This is a genomic window from Micromonospora sp. NPDC005710, assembly GCF_040630995.1.
Taxonomy (GTDB): Bacteria; Actinomycetota; Actinomycetes; order Mycobacteriales; family Micromonosporaceae; genus Micromonospora.
The window spans coordinates 65,405-83,320 of sequence record NZ_JBEXYP010000021.1 but is presented as its reverse complement, the minus strand read 5'-3'; the positions used below and the strand labels follow the sequence as shown (position 1 = coordinate 83,320).

Here is a 17,916-nt window from a genome sequence, read left to right as displayed (position 1 = left end):
GCCGCACAGCCGTTACGGAGGGATCCCGTGGCCATCACCCGACTGCCGAGCGCCGGATTTTCGATCACCATCCGGATCGCCGTGACCGCGGACGCCTCCTCGATCGGACGGCTCACCACCTCCGTCGGCGAGGCCGGGGCGATCGTCACGGCGCTGGACGTGGTGGACTCGGACCCGACCCACGTGATCGTCGACTTGACCTGCGACACCGCCGACGCCGGCCACGCCGACCAGGTGGTCGACGCGCTGACCGCGCTGGACGGCGTGGACGTGCGCAAGGTGTCGGACCGGACGTTCCTCCTACACCTCGGCGGCAAGATCGAGGTGACCTCGAAGGTCGCTCTGCGCAACCGTGACGAGCTGTCCCGGGCGTACACCCCGGGGGTGGCCCGGGTCTGCATGGCGATCGCCGAGAACCCGGCCGACGCCCGGCGGCTGACCATCAAGCGCAACACCGTCGCGGTGGTCAGCGACGGCTCGGCGGTGCTCGGCCTCGGCAACCTCGGCCCGGCCGCGTCGCTGCCGGTGATGGAGGGCAAGGCGGCGCTGTTCAAGCGCTTCGGCGGGGTGGACGCCTGGCCGGTGGTGCTGGACACCCAGGACACCGACGAGATCGTGCAGATCGTCAAGGCGATCGCGCCGGCGTACGGCGGCATCAACCTGGAGGACATCGCCGCGCCGCGCTGCTTCGAGATCGAGGCCCGGCTGCGCGAGGCGCTGGACATCCCGGTCTTCCACGACGACCAGCACGGCACCGCGATCTGCGTGCTGGCCGCGCTGACGAACGCGCTCCGGGTGGTGGGCAAGCAGCTCGCTGACGTCAAGGTGGTCGTCTCCGGCGCCGGCGCGGCCGGCACCGCGATCATGAAGCTGCTGCTGCGCCAGGGCGTCGGCGACATAATCGCGTACGACCGGGAGGGCGCCCTGCACCGCGGGCTGACCGGGCTCAACTCGGCGTGGCAGTGGCTGGCGGAGAACACCAACCGGGACAACTACTCGGGTGACCTGCCCGGCGCGATCCGGGGCGCCGACGTGTTCATCGGGGTCAGCGCCCCGAACCTGCTCACCGGCGACGACATCGCCCAGATGGCGAAGGACTCGATTGTCTTCGCGCTGGCCAACCCGGACCCGGAGGTCGACCCGCGGGAGGCGCGCAAGCACGCCGCGGTGGTCGCGACCGGCCGGTCCGACCAGCCGAACCAGATCAACAACGTGCTCGCGTTCCCCGGGGTGTTCCGCGGCATGCTCGACGCGCACGCCGAGGAGTTCACCGAGGAGATGGCCCTCGCGGCGGCCCGGGCCATCGCGGACGTGGTCGGCGAAGAGAAGATCAACCCGACGGTTATCGTGCCGAGCGTCTTCGACTCCCGGGTCGCCCCGGCGGTCGCCGCCGCCGTCCGCGCCGCAGCGCACAACCCGAGCCCGCTCCCAGCCGCCGACCCGGGACCGGCGGACCTCCCCGAGATCGCCGCCATCGCCAGCGCAACCCCGTAACCCCCGACCCCCCCCAACCCCCCACCCTGTTGGTCAAGAGGTTTGCGTCAGGAATCGCGCTGATTCTGACGCAAACCTATTGATCAACTTTCGGGGTTGGGGGTGGGGGCGGGGGTGGGGGTGGGGGTGGGGATCCTGACCTAGCACCTCGACCGACTGTTCACACCGCCAGCGCGGACAGGCTGATCTCGCCGCTCGCCACCAGGACGGCGGGGCCGGACAGCCAGCAGGAGGTCTCGGTGACGGTGACCGTCACGCGGCCGCCGGGCACGTCGACTGCTACCACACCGGTGCCCCGGCCCGCGTCGCGCAGGGCCACCGCGCCCACCGCGCAGGCACCGGTGCCGCAGGACAGCGTCTCGGCGCTGCCGCGCTCGTACACCCGCATCACTGAGTGCCCGTCGGTGCCGTCGACCGGGTCGCCCGCCACGATGAACTCGACGTTCACCCCGTTCGGGAAGACCGCCGGGTCGAACCCGGGCGCGACGGTCAGGTCCAGCGCCGACAGCTCCACACCGCCCGGCAGGACGCAGACCAGGTGCGGGTTGCCGACGTCCACCACCGCCCCGGTCAGGGTCAACCCGCCGAGGGTGGCGGCCGAGTTGTCGTACACCTGGGGTCGTCGCATCTCCACCGACACGGTGTCGCCCTCGACGAGGGCGCGCACGACGCCGGCCCGGGTGGCCACCGGGAGCGCCGCGCCGGCGGGCGTGGCCAACCCGGTGTCCAGCAGGTAGCGCACGAACACCCGGGCGCCGTTGCCGCACATCTCGGCGAACGAGCCGTCGGCGTTCCAGTAGTCCATGAACCACTCGGCCTCGCCGGCCAACCCGGCACCCTCCGGATGCTTCGCCGCGCGGACCACCCGCAGCAGGCCGTCCGCGCCGATGCCCCGCCGCCGGTCGCAGAGCGCCGCGACCAGCTCCGGGGTCAGGTCGAGTTGACCGTCCGGGTCGGGAAGGAGGACGAAATCATTGCCGGTGCCGTGGCCCTTGGTGAACTCCACTCCCCCATTATCGCGTCTCGGCCGGCACCAGACGCACTGCGGCCCCGATCAGGTCCGGGGTCGTCGAGTCCAGCCAGTGGATCCGCGGGTCACGCCGAAACCAGGACCGCTGCCGGCGGACGAAACGTCTGGTGGCCCGGACCGTCTCGTCGTGCGCCTGCCCCTCGGTCAGCTCACCGGCGAGCATCCGCAGCACCTGCTGGTAGCCGAGCGCCCGACTCGCCGTCCGCCCCTCGGGCAGCCCTCGCCCGACCAGCTCACGGGTCTCCGGCACGAGGCCGTCGGCCCACATCCGGTCGACCCGCAGGGCGATCCGCTCGTCGAGCACGGCGGTGTCCAGGTCGACGCCGAGCTGCACCGACGGGTAGTACGGCGTGGGCTGCGGCAACGAGGCGGTGAACGGCGCGCCGGTCAGCTCGATCACCTCCAGGGCCCGCACGATCCGCCGGCCGTTGCCGGGCAGGATGCCCTCGGCGGCGACCGGGTCGGCGGCGCGCAGCCGCGCGTGCAGCGGGGCCGGGCCGACCTCCGCCAACTCCCGTTCCAGCCGTTCCCGCAGCGCCGCGTCGGTGCCGGGAAACTCGAAGCGCTCCAGCACCGCCCGCACGTACAACCCGGAACCACCGACGAGCAGCGGCACACGCCCCCGGGACCGGATGTCGTCCACCGCCGCGCGGGCCAGCCGCTGGTACTCCGCGACGCTCGCCGGCTCGGTGACCTCCCAGATGTCCAGGAGGTGGTGCGGCACCCCGTCCCGCTCGGCGACTGTCAACTTGGCGGTGCCGATGTCCATGCCCCGGTAGAGCTGCATCGAGTCGGCGTTCACCACCTCCCCGTCGAGGGCGTGCGCCAACGCGATGCTCAGCGCCGACTTGCCGGCCGCGGTCGGGCCGACCACCGCGACGACCGGGCCGCCGTTCACACCCGCTCCCAGGACGCCACGAAGTAGGCCACCCCGTAGGGCGCGGAGTCGTGCAGCAACTCGCCGCGCCACCCACCACCGGCCGAACGGGCCGCGCCGGCCAGCACCTGCCAGGGGGCCCGACCGGCGGCCTTCAGCTCCGTCGACACCACCGGGTCCAGGCCGAGCAGGGCGTCCAGGTCCGCGTCGGCGAGCGCCGCGGCGACCCCTTGGTCGTACGTGAGGGCGCGCGCGTCGTCGTAGCCGGGTGCCTTCTCACCCCGGCAGGCCGACCCGTCCCCCAGCACCAGCGCCGCCACCCGGTCACCGGCGGCGTGGACCTCGTCGGCGAGCGCGGCCAGCTCGGCCGGGCCGGCGTCGGCGGCCACCTGCACGGCGGTGACCGGCGGTCGGGTGTCGTGGCGGGTCAGCAGCCACGCGCCGACGGTCAGGCTCAACGGCAGCACCGCGCCCCGGTCCGGCTGGCCGGGCACCAGCGGCACGTCCAGGTCGACACCCCAGGGCTGGAGGGACCCGGTCGCCGGGGTGCGGATCGGGCCGGTCACCGGACCGGTGCCCAACAGCAGCAGAATGTCCGGATCGGTGGCCAACAGCCGGCCGACGGCGGTGTCGCAGGCCCCCCGCAGATCGTCCAACTCGGGGGCCGCCGAGCCGGCCACCTCGGGCACGAGCAGGGGCGGATGCGGGCAGACGGCAGCGGCGACCAGGGGCACCTCCTCACCGTAGCGGGAATCCCCGGTGCGTCTCCGAGCCGATCCGGTCATTCGGCCCCTAGGACACCGTATGGTCACGGTCGGCGATAGGCGCTCGACGCGGACCGGGTCGGACCTGTGACAATGCCGGAAGCAACTTGGCTGCGCCGTGGCGGCGACGGGGGATCGATCCCTCGACGCCGGGAGAACGAGGATGGGCACATGAGCGACTGGACTGCCTTCGGACGGGTGGACGCGGACGGCACCGTGTACGTCAAGACCACCGAGGGAGAGCGGGTGGTCGGATCCTGGCAGGCGGGAGCACCGGAGGAGGGCCTGGCGCACTTCGCGCGTCGCTTCGCCGACCTGGTGACCGAGGTGGACCTGACCGAGGCGCGACTCAAGTCGGGTGCGGCGGACGCCGGGCACTCGTTGAGCACGGTCCGGCGGATCCGCACCACGCTGCCCGAGGCCAACGTGGTCGGCGACATCGACGCGCTGGCCGCCCGCCTGGACAAGCTGGCGACCCTCGCCGAGGAGAAGGCCGGCGAAGCGCGCGCCGCCCGGGACGCCGCCCGGGGCGAGGCCCTGGCCCGCAAGACCGCGCTCGTCGAGGAGGCCGAGAAACTGGCCGCCGAATCCACCGGGTGGAAGACCGCCGGGGACCGGCTCAAGGAGATCCTCGACGAGTGGAAGACCATCCGCGGCGTCGACAAGAAGGCCGACGGTGAACTGTGGAAGCGGTTCGCCGCCGCCCGGGACGGTTTCACCCGCCGCCGTGGTGCCCACTTCGCCTCCCTGGACTCGCAGCGCAAGCAGGCGCAGACGGTCAAGGAGGAGCTGGTCGCCGAGGCGGAGAAGCTCCAGGAATCCACCGACTGGGCGGCCACCGCCAACCAGCTCAAGGACCTGATGACCCAGTGGAAGGCCGCGCCGCGCGCCTCCAAGGAGGCCGAGCAGAAGCTCTGGGAACGGTTCCGGGGTGCCCAGGACGCCTTCTTCAGCAAGCGCAGCGAGGTCTTCTCCGCCCGGGACAACGAGCAGCGCGGCAACCTGGAGCGCAAGCAGGCCCTGCTCGCCGAGGCCGAGGCGTTGGACATCGACGCCGACCCGAAGGGTGCGCAGGCCAAGCTTCGGGAGATCCAGGCCCAGTGGCACGAGGCCGGCCGGGTGCCCCGCGAGGCGGCGGCCGGGCTGGAGCGCCGACTGCGCGTCATCGACGACAAGGTCCGTGACGTGATGGACTCGGCGTGGCGCCGCACCACCAAGGAGGACAATCCGCTGCTCGCCCAGATGCGGGCGCAGGTGGCGGAGGCCGAGGACCGGCTGGCCCGGGCGCAGAGCGCCGGGGACGCGCGCCGGGTCAAGGAGGCCGAGCAGGCCCTCGCCTCCAAGCGGCAGTTCCTTCAACTCGCCGAGCAGGCCGGCTGAGCTGACGACGTTCCGGAGCCCCCGGTCCCGTTCGGGACCGGGGGCTCCCGCGTGTCCAGCCCCGCCCCGGCATCCGCCGCGCCCGCGCCGCACCGCCAAGATCCAGACAACTTCCCGGATGTTGCTGCCTCCGAGGCGCGGCAGGCAGCAACATCCCTGATGTTGTGCGGATCTTGGCGGCGACGAGCGTCCCGGACCGGCCGGGAGGGGTTTCGCGGCACCCGCGTCGACCACTGTCGCGCTCGATAGTGGAGGTAGTGGCTTCCGGAGGCTTCTCGGGCCACTACATCGAGGATCGAGCACGATCAGGGGGTGGGGGTGGACGGCGGGCGGCCGGACGGCTGGTTGACGCATTGACGTGGGCTGATCAGAATGAGCGACGGAGCCAGGTAGGGCCACCGGGACGAGGGCAACGAGGGCGGGACGACCGCCGTCGGGGGTCGCCGGTGAGCTGCCGCGAGTGATGCGTCCGCGTGACATGGGCCGTCGCGCACTGTCCGCGTACCCATGGGGAAGCGTGACGTGCGGACGGCCGCCCGCCGGGCGTCCCACACCGGTGACGCTCGGCCTCCGAAGTGGAGCTCGAATGTTCCGTCCGAAAGCTCTCGGCGGCGCGCTCACCGCGCTCGTCACCGTCGCGGCCGGCGTCTTCCTCGCCGCCACCGTCAGCACCAGCCCGGCCGTTGCCGCCGGCACCGGTACCGGTTATCTGCACACCAGCGGCAACCAGATCGTGGACAGCACCGGTGCCACGGTCCGGCTGACCGGCATCAACTGGTTCGGCATGGAGACCGACAACAAGACCTTCCACGGGCTGTGGTCGAACAACCCGTGGCGGGGACAGCTCGACACGATGGCCCGGCTGGGTTACAACACGTTGCGGGTGCCGTACTCGAACGACGCGCTGAAGCCGGGTGCGACAGCCAGTGGGATCAACGACTTCGTCAACCCGGACCTGATCGGGCTGTCGCCGTTGCAGATCCTGGACAAGGTGATCGACTACGCCGGCAGCAAGGGCATGCGGATCATCCTGGACCGGCACCGGCCGACGGCGGCCGGGCAGTCGCCGCTCTGGTACACGTCGACGGTCTCCGAGACGACCTGGATCAACGACTGGAAGATGCTGGCCCAGCGGTACGCGGGCAACCCGACGGTGATCGGCGCGGACCTGCACAACGAGCCGCACGCCGAAGGCACCAACCCGGCGGCCACCGGGGCGTGCTGGGGTTGTGGCGACACCACCCGGGACTGGCGGCTCGCCGCCGAGCGGGCCGGGAACGCCGTCCTCGGTGTGCAGCCCAACTGGTTGATCTTCGTGGAGGGGGTGAGCTGCCCGAGCGGCGGCCTCTCCAACGTCTGGGACGGCGATACCAGCAACGACGAGGACTGCGGTTGGTGGGGTGGCAATCTGTCGAAGGCGGGCCAGTTCCCGGTTCGACTGAACGTGGCGAACCGGCTCGTCTACTCGCCGCACGAATACGCCACCTCGGTGTACCGGCAGACCTGGTTCGACGCACCGGACTACCCGGCGAACATGCCGGCCATCTGGGACAAGTACTTCGGTTACCTCTACAAGCAGAACATCGCGCCGATCATGATGGGCGAGTTCGGCAGCACCCTTGTCGACCCGAAGGACAAGGTGTGGCTGGAGAAGTTGATGGCGTACACCGGGACCGGGGTGACCGGGATGTCCTTCACCTACTGGTCGTGGAACCCCAACTCGGGTGACACCGGCGGCATCGCGTTGGACGACTGGACGAACGTCAACACCGTCAAGCAGGCGATCCTCCAGCCGTACCTGATCGCGCCGTCGGGCGGTACGGGCGGCCCGACGGGTGGGCCGACGGGTGGGCCTACCAACCCGCCGACCGGCGCCTGCACCGCCACCTACCGGCAGGTCAACGCCTGGCAGGGCGGCTTCCAGGGCGAGCTGACGGTGAAGAACACCGGCTCGGGTGCGGTGAACCCGTGGGCGGTCACCTGGACGTGGCCGTCCGGGGTGACGTTGGGCAGTGGCTGGAACGCCACCGTCACGCAGTCCGGCACGACTGTCACGGCGGCGGCGCCGAGCCACGCCCCGTCCCTGCCGGCGGGCGGGTCGGTCACTGTGGGCTTCACCGCCAACGGCACGGCCAGCACGCCGAGCGCTGTGAAGCTCAGCGGCACCAGCTGCTGAGCTGCCGGGACGGCCGATGCGGTGCGGACCGCATCGGCCGTCCCGACCATTTACATCGAGCTTCTTCTATGCTTTCATCGGGAAAGCGCTTGCCTTAGCAGCGGCGGGCGCGAGCGCGGGAGCCGCTTACCTTCACGAACCTGCACCGGCGGGCCCGAGGACCACTGGTCCCGGCCGAGACTCGCCGCCCACGGGCATGGGCGTCGCGACACCTCCGTCCGCCTCATCGAAAGGAAGCAGCATGCGCACAGGACGGCGTCGAACGACGCTGATCGCCACCACCGCCGCAGCCACCGCCACACTGGTCACCGCCAGCCTCCTGACCTCCGTGTCCGCCCAGGCGGCCGCCGGCTGCAAGGTGGCCTACTCGGTCGCCAGCCAGTGGCCGGGCGGGTTCACCGGCAACGTCACTGTCACCAACGTCGGCGACCCGATCGCCGGGTGGACGCTGCGCTGGTCGTACGGGGCCGGCCAGCAGGTCAGCCAGGCGTGGGGCGCCACCGTCTCGCAGAGCGGCGCGCAGGTCTCCGCGACGAACGTCGACTACAACGGCAACCTCGCGACGAACGGCGCCGCCACGTTCGGCTTCAACGCCAGCTGGAGCGACCCCGTCAACCTCGCCCCGACCAGCTTCACCCTCAACAACGTCGCCTGCACCGGCGGCGGCTCCCCGACCACGCCGCCGCCCACCACCGCACCACCAAGCACCCCGCCACCGTCGAGCACTCCCCCGCCCGGCCAGCAACCGTCGGCGCTCGTCGGATGGGCCACCCAGAACGGCGGCACCACCGGCGGCGGCAATGCCGGCACGACCACCGTCAGCAACGCCTCGGGCCTGACCAGCGCACTGAACGCCACCGGCGCCGCGGTGATCCGGGTGACCGGCACCATCACCTGCTCGGGAATGCTGCGGGTGCGCTCCAACAAGACCATCATCGGCAACTACGGGGCGACGATCGTCGGCTGCGGCCTGAACGTCAGCGGTGACCGCAACGTGATCATCCGGAATGTGACCTTCCGCAACTGGGACGACGACGCGATCAACGTGCAGGAGTCGGCCACCAACATCTGGATCGACCACAACAGCTTCAGCAACGGGTACGACGGCGCCGTCGACATCAAGCGCGGCTCGGACTTCATCACCGTCTCGTGGAACCGGGTCACCAGCCACGACAAGACCATGCTGCTCGGCCACAGCGACGACAACGCCAGCCAGGACGTCGGCCACCTGCGGGTGAGCTACCACCACAACTGGTTCGACGGCAGCAACCAGCGCAACCCCCGGGTGCGCTTCGGCAACCCGGTGCACGTGTACAACAACTACTACCGGGCCAACGGCGGCTACGGCGTCGCGTCCACCGAGAACGCCGGTGTGCTCGTCGAAGGCAACTACTTCGAGAACGTCGACGACCCGTACCACCTCGGCGAGGGAGACTCGGGCCCCGGCAGCCTGGTCGCCCGCAACAACCACTTCGTCAACTCGCCCACCGGCCAGGCCGGCGGCAGCGTGGCGGGAATCCCGTACTCCTACCAGCTGGACACCGCGAGCAACGTCAAGTCCATCGTGACGGCCGGCGCCGGCGCCGGCCGGATCACCGTCTGACCGCGGAGGGGCCCCTCTTCGAGGGGCCCCTCCGTGCGGTCAGTGCGTGGCGCACCCAGCGGTGGGCGCGGGCGCGACAGGCGGTGCGCCGATCGTCGGCAGACCAAGCAACACCCCGGGGGTACGCGGGGAGCGCCCCGCCTCGGCCGCGTCGCCGGCCCGGGTCCGTCGGTGCGCGACGAGCGCTCCGTCGGCGTTCAGGTGGTGCGGCGCGGCGTAGGTGATCGTGGTGTGCACGATGTCGCCCGGCCGGATCTGGCCGGCGAGCGACTGCCCCTCGGCGGACTCGGTGGCGAAGTGCACGAGTCGACCGTCGCGGGCCCGACCGGACATCCGGCCGGTCCGCTCGTCCTTGCGGCCCTCGCCGACAGCGACCAGCACCTCGACGGTCTCCCCGACGAGGCGCTTGTTCTCCGCCCAGCTGATCTCCTCTACGCAGGCGACCAACCGCTCGTAGCGCTCCTGCACGACAGGCTTGGGCAGTTGGCCGTCCATTGTCGCGGCGGGGGTGCCCGGCCGCTTCGAGTACTGGAAGGTGAACGCCGACGAGAACCGGGACTGCCGGACCACGTCCAGGGTGCGCTGGAAGTCGGCCTCGGTCTCACCGGGGAAGCCGACGATGATGTCGGTGGTGATCGCCGCGTCCGGCATCGCCGCCCGGACCTTCTCGATGATCCCCAGGTAGCGGTCGGAACGGTAGGACCGGCGCATCGCCCGGAGCACGTCGTCGGAGCCGGACTGCAACGGCATGTGCAGCGAGTGGCAGACGTTCGGTGTCTCGGCCATCGCGGCGATCACGTCGTCGGTGAAGTCCTTCGGGTGCGGGCTGGTGAACCTGACCCGCTCCAACCCGTCGATGTCGCCGCAGGCCCGCAGCAGCTCAGCGAAAGCGGACCGGCCGCCACTGCGCTTCCAGTTCGGCTCGCCAGCGTCGCCGAACGCCACGCCGTAGGAGTTGACGTTCTGCCCGAGCAGGGTCACCTCCAGCACACCCTCGTCGACCAGGGCGCGCACCTCGGAGAGGATGTCGCCGGGGCGCCGGTCCTTCTCCTTGCCGCGCAGCGCCGGCACGATGCAGAACGTGCAGGTGTTGTTGCACCCCACCGAGATGGACACCCAGCCGGCGTACGTGGACTCGCGGCGGGTCGGCAGCGTGGACGGGAAGACGTCGAGGGACTCCAGGATCTCCACCTCGGCGGCGGCGTTGTGCCGGGCCCGCTCCAGCAGCACCGGCAGCGCGCCGATGTTGTGGGTGCCGAAGACCACGTCCACCCAGGGGGCCTTGCGGACGATGTCGCCCCGGTCCTTCTGGGCCAGGCAGCCACCGACGGCGATCTGCATCCCGGGGTGCTTGTCCTTCACCGGGCGCAGCCGACCGAGGTTGCCGTAGAGCCGGTTGTCAGCGTTCTCCCGCACGGCGCAGGTGTTGAAGACGACGATGTCCGGGGTGTCGTCGGTCGGCACCGCGCGCACGTAACCGGCCTGTTCGAGCAGGCCGGAGATCCGCTCGGAATCGTGCACGTTCATCTGGCAGCCGTACGTCACGACGTTGTAGGTCCTAGCCACCCTTTTGGTGCCCCTTCCCCTCGGGCTACCAGGGTAGCGGCCCGTTCGGGTGGCCCGACCCACCGGCATTGACCCGCTGGCCCATGGCGGGCATCCACGACGGGCAGTACGCTGCACAACAAGAATGTGTTCTGGGCGATTTCGGGGGCTTTGCACTCGGCGCCGACGATGCGCGGCTCCGTTCACGGGGGAGCACATGACGACCCGCGGGAGGCCAACCGTGACGCGACAAGATGCGACACAGGGCACCGTCACGACCCCGGACGGACGGCACCTCGCCGTGGAGACCTCTGGCGCACCGGACGGGCCGGCGGTCTTCCTGCTGCACGGCACCCCGGGCAGCCGCAGCGGCCCCCGACCCCGGGGCATAGTCGTCTACCGCCTCGGCGTGCACCTCGTCTGCTACGACCGACCCGGGTACGGCGACTCCGACCGGCACGAGGGTCGACGGGTGGCCGACGCCGCCGCCGACGTGGCCGCGATCGCCGACGACCTCGGCATCGACCAGTTCTCGGTGGTGGGCCGGTCCGGTGGTGGGCCGCACGCCCTGGCCTGCGCCGCGCTGCTGCCGGACCGGGTCACCAGGGCCGCCGTGCTGGTGGGCCTCGCCCCGGCCGGCGCACCCGACCTGGACTGGTACGCGGGCATGGCGGAATCGAACGTGGAGGACTACGGGCAGGCCGACGAGGACCTGGCCGAGCTGACGCTCAACCTGAAGGTTCGCGCGGACGAGGCCCGCCGGGACCCGATGACGCTGTTGGAGTTCCTCCGCCCCCAACTGCCCGACGAGGACATCCGGGTCGTCGACGACATCGCGATCCGCCGACTGCTCACCGACATGTACTCCGAGGCGCTGCGGCACGGCCCCGAGGGGTGGATCGACGACGTTCTGGCGATCCGGCGCGGCTGGGGGTTCGACCTGGGCGCCATCCGCGCCGAGGTCCGGCTCTGGCACGGCGAGCAGGACCGCTTCTCCCCGGTGGAACACTCCCACTGGCTCGCCGCGCGGATCCCGCGTGCCGAGGTGCAGGTGCAGCCGGGCGCCGCGCATTTCGGGGCGGTGGAGATCCTGCCGCAGACCCTCACCTGGCTGGCCACACCCGACCTCGCCACCAGCCCGCAACTCTGAACGCCCCCGGGCCGGCGGGTCGACCCGGACACCCGAGCCACCCGCCGAACCGCCCGGTCAGATCGTGTGCGGGTCGATCACCCGGACCACGAACCGCCGTTCGCGCAGGGTCTGCACTGTGGGATGCTCCGGCCCGATCACCTCGGCCAGCCGGTCCGCCACGACGCCGACGTCCTCGGTGGCCGCGCCGTCGGAGGCCCGCCTCGCCACCAGGGCAAGATCACCGAGGCAGCGCAGCGTGTCGGGGTGGTCCGCGCCGATCACCGACGCCAGCCGGCCGGCGGTCTCCCGCAGCCGGTCCCGCGCCGACTCCCAGTCGCCCTCCTCGGCGAGACACACCGCCTGGTTGACCTCCGCCGCCAGGGTGTGCGGGTGGTCCGGGCCGAGCACCTTGCGCAACTCGCCCACCGCACGGGCCGCCGACGCGAGTGCATCCGACCGGCGACCGAGCGCCCGCTCCGCCGCCGAGATGTTGCTCACCGTCGCCAGGGTGTGCGGGTGCTCCGGGCCGAGCCGGAGCAACTCCTCGAACGCCTGGCGGACGGCGGTCATCTCGGTGAGCGCCCGCGCCGCGTCACCGACCGCCAACAGGTTCGCCGCGCGACTCGACCGGCACGCCACAGTCTCCGGGTTGTCCGGGCCGAAGCGTTCGTCGAGTTCGCGGTAGGCAGTCTCGAACATCGGCGCGGCCTCGCTGCCCCGACCGGAACTGCGCAGCGACACCGCCAGGTTGACCTGAGCGGCGAGACTCTGACCGTCATCCGGCCCGAGCACCTCGCAGTACGTCTCGTACACGGTGCGCAGCAGGGTGGCGGACCTCTCGTACTCGCCGGCCTCCCGCAGGTCACTGCCGAGCCGCAGGGCGGAGACGAGGGTGTACGGATGCGTGGGGCCGAGCACCAGCCGCCGCCGCTGGTGCACCTCGTCGTCCCAGCGACGGGCCGACCGGTAGTCACCAACCAGTCGGTACGAGACGGCGAGGTTGTTGGCGGCGCTCAACGTGCGGGGGTGGTCCTCGCCGAACACCTGGAGCCAGGAGGCGTAGGTGGACCGGTCCCGATCCAGGGCCTCGGCGTAGCGGCCGAGCGCCCGCAGGTCAGCGCCGAGGCTGCCGGCGGTCATCAGACTGTGCGGGTGCAGCAGGCCCAACAGCCGACGTTGCTCGGCCAGCACCGCCTCGTCCAGGTCCCGGGCCTCGTCGAACCGGCCCAGGCTGCGCAGGATGTTGGCCCGGTTGAACCGCAGGTGCAACAACTGGCGGCGCAGCGGCAGCGACTCCTCCTCGCCACTCGTGTCGTCGAGCCGAGCGCTCCAGGTGTCGTCCACGTCCTGACTGAACACGTCGGCCTGGTCCAGACCGCCGCGCTGCCACAGATAACGGACCCGGTCGATGAGCAGCTGACACACCGACTCGTCCGGGCAGGTCAACGCCTCGGAGACCTCCAGGTGCGGCCAGAGCATGCGCAGCCGGGCCCAGGTGCTCGGGTCGTCCACGTCGCCACGGGGCCGGGACGCGGCGAGCACCAGGTGCACCTGGTGTCGGGCGGCGGTGATCTCGTCGTCGGTCATCCGGTCGCGGACCACCGCCTGCAACAGCCGGTGCACCTGGACCCGACCGCCCTGCACGTCGAGTTTCAACAGTGCCAGGCGGTTGATCTGCTGCACCAGGGCGCCACGTACGAGCCGCTCGGACACCGACGGGTCGAACGGCACGAGGGCCGCCGCCATCTCGTCGCTGTAGATGAGCTCGAGGGCGATCTCCGGGGCCAGCACCGAGCAGAGCTGCAACAGCCGGTACGCGGCAGGCGCCTGCTCGAGCAGCCGGTTCAGCGACAGGTCCCACGTCGCCTCCACGGAGAGGGCGCTGGGGCCGTGCCGTTCGATCTGCCGCAGGTAGTCGGCGACCGAGGTGCCGGTGTCGGCGAGCCACGCGCCCGCGGCGGCCACCGCGATCGGCAGGTCGCCGAGCGCCTCGGCCACCCGGTCGGCCTCCTCCGGGCTGATCGTCGGCACCCGCTGAGCGAGGTGCGACACGCTCTCGGTGCGGTCGAAGACGTCCACCTGGATCGGGTTCGCCCGGTCACCCCAGGCGCGGTTACGGGAGGTCAGCAGGACGTGCCCGGGGCCCTGCGGCAGGAACGGCTCGATCTGGTCGAGCTCCTCGGCGTTGTCCAGCACGACGAGCCACCGCTCGTACGGCTCACCACGACCGAGCACCTGGAGCACCGACCGGACCGTGTCGGGCAGGGTCGGCCCGACGAGGATCCCGAGACGACCCGCGAGGTCGGCGAGGGCGGTGTCGACGAACTGCGGCGGGTCCGCCACGATCCACCACACCACGTCGTACGCGGCCTTGAACCGGTGCACGTACTCCAGAGCCACCTGCGTCTTACCGACGCCGCCCATGCCCTGCAGGGCGACCGGCAGCACCACGGCGCTGCCCCCGCTCTGCAACTGGGCGCGCAGCCGGGCCAGGTCGTCCTCCCGGCCGGTGAACCGGGCGTTCCGGTTGGGGGCGTTGAAGATCAGTGGCTCGGTGCCGGGGTAGCGGGTGGCGCCACCCGCCGGCCCGTCCGCCGACGACGGCACCGGCCGGCCGACCAGCCGCAACACCCGCTCCACGGCCGTCGTGGCGCTCACGTTCACCAGGTTCGTGGAACTCTGCGACGGGAACTCCGCCAGCGGCCGCAGGTCGGTGACGTACACGGCCAGGGCCGCGGAGCCGGTGCTGGTGTCCCGGTCGGGCAGACCACCGGACGGCGTCGCCACGTAGGCCGGCGAGACCACAGTCAACGTGCGCGGGGCCGGCGTACCGGCCGACCCCACGGCGGCCACGGGCTCCACCACCCGCAGCCCGGCCGAGCTGAGCACCCGCTCCAGCCACTCCGCCCAGATGGCGTCCTCCGGCGCGTACCGGAGCACGATCTGGTCGTCGATCGCCTCGGTGCGTCGGCGGAACCGCGCCTTGCCCCGCTCCCGCACCGACTCGTCCATCAGCGGCAGCGCTGTCACCGCGCCGTCGGTGAGGATCCCGGTCAACGTCTCGAACGCGGACAGCAGCGACGTCGGCGAGCCGGGCGGATCACCGAACGTCGCGAGGGTCTCCTCGTACGCGTAGAACGGCCGGTACGGGACCTCCACCGCGGCCCAGTACCGCCGCCGTTCCGCCTCGGTCATCCCGGCGGGCAACCCGGCGAACCGGCGCATGGCGAGCAGGCGACCCGCCTCGGCCCGCTCCTTCTCGGCCTGGTCGACGCGCATCGGCACCGGCAGGACCCGGATGTCGCGCCGCCGGTACCGGTCCCGCACCGAGTGCGCCACCCGGGCCGCGCCGTCGATGCCCTGGTCGCTGAGGGTGAAGCAGTCGACAAGCGTGTCCGGTAGGTGCAGCGTGCAGATGTCGGCGACGTCGCTCAACCCCGTGCGGCTGTCGATCAGGGTGAAGTCGTACTGGCGCTTCATGTCCGCCCGCAGCGCCTCGAAGAACTGCGCCCCACCCAGCCGGTTGTAGAAGTTGTCCCAGTCCAGGCCACTCACCGAGACGGCGTAGTCGCTGTTCTGCCGGCCGGCGGACAGGAAGTCGAGGCCGCCACCGTCGGGGAAGTTCCAGCGCAGCGAGAACGCGTGCCGCCCGACCCGGGCGTACTGCTCCATCCAGCGGTCCGGTCGGTCGTCGACCCGGGTGGTCTCCCACTCGTAGTCGCGGATCATGTCGATCACGCCGCTGGTGCCCTGGATCGCCTCGGCGTCGAGGAACGGGTGGAAGAAGCGGTGCAGACCAGGTGACTCGAGGTCCCAGTCGGCGACGAGCACCCTGCGGCCACTGGCCGCCAGGATCCAGGCCACGTTGGCCAACGCCATCGTCCGGCCCGTTCCACCCTTGAACGAATAGAAGGTGACGACCTGGCCTTCGCGATCGTTGTTCATCGGTCTTCTCCGTGGGGACGCGGTGGGGCCGGATCATCAGGCGGGGACGCCTGGTCGGTGGAAACGGTCGAGCCGGCGGGGGGCAGGCCGTCCCGCAGGCTCGGCACCGGCTCCGGCGGTGGTTCGAAGGGGACGACCGGGCCGTACTTGAGGAACTGCCGGCGCGCCTCGGTGACGAGCGCCGGCATCAGGTCGACGAACTCCGGCATGCTGCACGCCCGCTTCACCTGGGGCAGACCGGCGTCGTGCAGCAACTCGGTCACCCTGGTGGCCCAGCGGGTGGCGTCCTGGCTGTCGTCGTCGTCGGTGACCACCAGCGGGACCACCCACTCGCGCAGGCCGTGCAGCAGGCGGGCGAGGACCGCTGCCGCGTCCGGCGCCGCCGCGATCCACGGATCGACGAGCAGCACCGCCGGCCGCCTCTCGAGCAACGCGCCCGCCTGCGCGAAGTCCTCGGTGAGGGCCGACAGCCCGAGCCGCTCGGCGGTGCTGGCCGCGTACTCGGCGGCGGGCAACTGCTGGCTGCGCGCGTACGGCCGCCAGAGCCGGCCGCTGGTGGCGTAGCCGGCGGGGTCGCGATCGGTCGGCAGCCGGTCCTGGGTCGGGGCCAGCACGGCGACGACGAAATCCGGGTCGGTCGGCGCCGGACGGACCACCTCGTCCAGGCCGGGTGCCCGCGACGGGCCCATCGGTCGCCGCTCGGCGGTGTGCACGATCCGGCTCGCCAGGCGGCTCAGCAGCAGCTCGTACTGGGTGCGGTAGGAGGCGAGCATGCAGAACGCGCGCAGGCCGTCGGCGGCGTACTCCGGCACGTCCCGGCCCAGGTCCAGGGCACCGTCCAGCTCCGGATGGGCCTCCCACGGGGGGAACGGGATCCACAGCACCGGGGTGAGGTGACCGGCGGTGAGCCGGGCCGGCCCGGCGGCGGACAGCCGGGCCCGGAAGGACTCCTGCTCCCCCAGGGCCCAGGGGCGGCTGAAGTAGCCGGGTGAGTACAGCGGAACGAAGACCTCGGCGTCGCCGAGCGCCTCGGCGAGGGCGGCCTTCCAGTCGGCGCCCAACGGGATGTGCTTGTCGAAGAAGCCGATCCGCATCCCGGCAACCGGGCGGGCCTGCCGCCGCACCTCGTCGCTCAGGTCGGCGAAGAACTGGCCGACCCAGACGTCGGCGTCGGCCCGGGCCCCCGGGGGCGGTGCCGAGTGGGCGTAGCTCAGGAAGAAGTACGTCCCCCGCGCCCCCGATCGGCGCCGGTCCGTCGGCGGGCTCACGTCGGCTCCTCGGCGAAGCGGTTGCACAGCTCGTCCACGCTCGCCGGCACCCACGGCTCCACCAGGTACGACCGGTGGATGGCCACGATCCGCTGGGCGAGTCGCCACACCACCGCCCGGTACGCGTTTTCCCACTGCATGGTCAGCAAGCCGTAGACCCCGTCCCGCTGGTAGTGCACCGCGATGTCGGGATCCGGCATCGCGGTCGGGGTGAAGCGCTGGATGTCCCGAACCACCCGGGGCAGTGCGGTGCCGTTCGTCGGCGACCAGGTGACCGGCACGATCGCCGTCTCGTGGACCGAGGCGGAACTGTGTCGCGGGGTGATCCGTCGGCGGGAGAACGCGTCCCACTCCCGGCCACACCACTCGCTGCCGAGCAGTGCGCTGGACACCAGCGGAACGAAGACCTGGCAGGTGCCGGCGGCCTGGAGAAGCTCCGGGCTCCACCGTTCACCGCCGGCGATCGAGGTGTCGAGGAATCCGGCGTCCACTCCGGTCACCGGGCCGACCAGTTCGCTGACGTGGACGGAGAGGTCCTCGAAGAACCGGGAGACGTACTCGGCGGGTTTGCCGGTGGCCCGGCCGACCGGCGCCCGCGAATAGCTGATGAAGAAGAGCGGGGCGCGCGTTCTGGAGGGTGCGTCCACTGTGCTCACCGCTGCCCCTCCGCCCTCCCCACGCGGCCGGACCATCAGCGTAGTC

General features: G+C 71.6%; 12 protein-coding genes. 5 read left to right on the top strand and 7 right to left on the bottom strand.

Annotation, left to right across the window (positions count from 1 at the left end; translation table 11 throughout):
* The first annotated feature begins 27 nt into the window (after window positions 1–27).
* On the top strand, window positions 28–1,494 hold the full coding sequence (locus ABZ406_RS24780) for an NAD-dependent malic enzyme (protein WP_357766052.1): 1,467 nt from the start codon (window positions 28–30) through the stop codon (window positions 1,492–1,494).
* Window positions 1,495–1,654: 160 nt separating this feature from the next.
* Here the strand turns inward: ABZ406_RS24780 and dapF are convergent, their stop codons facing one another.
* From dapF to ABZ406_RS24765, 3 genes are read right to left on the bottom strand one after another with little or no spacing between them, the layout of a single operon-like run.
* Entirely contained in the window at window positions 1,655–2,500 is an 846-nt protein-coding gene (dapF, locus tag ABZ406_RS24775; protein ID WP_357766050.1) for a diaminopimelate epimerase, read from the bottom strand.
* A 7-nt stretch (window positions 2,501–2,507) separates the two neighbouring features.
* The gene (miaA, locus tag ABZ406_RS24770) at window positions 2,508–3,422 is read right to left on the bottom strand and encodes a tRNA (adenosine(37)-N6)-dimethylallyltransferase MiaA (RefSeq protein ID WP_357766047.1); all 915 of its coding nucleotides are present in this window, start codon (window positions 3,420–3,422) and stop codon (window positions 2,508–2,510) included.
* Entirely contained in the window at window positions 3,419–4,186 is a 768-nt protein-coding gene (locus tag ABZ406_RS24765) for a hypothetical protein (RefSeq protein WP_357766044.1), read from the bottom strand. The genes miaA and ABZ406_RS24765 overlap by 4 nt, the downstream gene beginning before the upstream one ends.
* A 150-nt stretch (window positions 4,187–4,336) precedes the next feature.
* On the opposite strand from ABZ406_RS24765, the gene ABZ406_RS24760 reads away from it, so the two are divergent.
* The 3 genes from ABZ406_RS24760 (at window position 4,337) to ABZ406_RS24750 (ending at window position 9,324) form a co-directional block, all read left to right on the top strand.
* Window positions 4,337–5,545 carry a DUF349 domain-containing protein gene (locus tag ABZ406_RS24760; protein ID WP_357766041.1) on the top strand — a complete coding sequence of 403 codons (1,209 nt, stop codon included), beginning with the start codon at window positions 4,337–4,339 and terminating at the stop codon, window positions 5,543–5,545.
* 586 nt (window positions 5,546–6,131) lie between these two features.
* A complete protein-coding gene (locus ABZ406_RS24755; RefSeq protein ID WP_357766038.1) occupies window positions 6,132–7,721 on the top strand; it encodes a cellulase family glycosylhydrolase in 1,590 nt (529 codons plus the stop codon).
* Between the two features lie 241 nt (window positions 7,722–7,962).
* A complete protein-coding gene (locus ABZ406_RS24750; RefSeq protein WP_357766035.1) occupies window positions 7,963–9,324 on the top strand; it encodes a cellulose binding domain-containing protein in 1,362 nt (453 codons plus the stop codon).
* A gap of 39 nt (window positions 9,325–9,363) precedes the next feature.
* Here ABZ406_RS24750 and miaB read toward each other — a convergent pair whose 3' ends face one another.
* Window positions 9,364–10,890, bottom strand: coding sequence for a tRNA (N6-isopentenyl adenosine(37)-C2)-methylthiotransferase MiaB (miaB, locus tag ABZ406_RS24745; RefSeq protein ID WP_357766031.1), 1,527 nt, complete (start codon window positions 10,888–10,890; stop codon window positions 9,364–9,366).
* Between the two features lie 220 nt (window positions 10,891–11,110).
* Between miaB and ABZ406_RS24740 the strand changes: the two genes are divergently transcribed.
* A complete protein-coding gene (locus tag ABZ406_RS24740; protein ID WP_357766029.1) occupies window positions 11,111–12,019 on the top strand; it encodes an alpha/beta hydrolase in 909 nt (302 codons plus the stop codon).
* Between the two features lie 57 nt (window positions 12,020–12,076).
* On the opposite strand, the gene fxsT is transcribed toward ABZ406_RS24740, so the two are convergent.
* Genes fxsT through ABZ406_RS24725 form a run of 3 tightly spaced genes read right to left on the bottom strand, consistent with a single transcriptional unit; the run spans window position 12,077 to window position 17,870 of the window.
* A complete protein-coding gene (gene fxsT, locus ABZ406_RS24735; RefSeq protein WP_357766026.1) occupies window positions 12,077–15,946 on the bottom strand; it encodes an FxSxx-COOH system tetratricopeptide repeat protein in 3,870 nt (1,289 codons plus the stop codon).
* Window positions 15,943–17,214, bottom strand: coding sequence for a TIR-like protein FxsC (locus ABZ406_RS24730; RefSeq protein WP_357766023.1), 1,272 nt, complete (start codon window positions 17,212–17,214; stop codon window positions 15,943–15,945). Before ABZ406_RS24730 ends, fxsT begins: the two co-directional genes overlap by 4 nt.
* Window positions 17,211–17,870: a TIR-like protein FxsC gene (locus ABZ406_RS24725; protein ID WP_357766020.1), complete on the bottom strand. Its 660-nt coding sequence runs from the start codon at window positions 17,868–17,870 to the stop codon at window positions 17,211–17,213. The genes ABZ406_RS24730 and ABZ406_RS24725 overlap by 4 nt, the downstream gene beginning before the upstream one ends.
* Window positions 17,871–17,916: the final 46 nt, after the last annotated feature.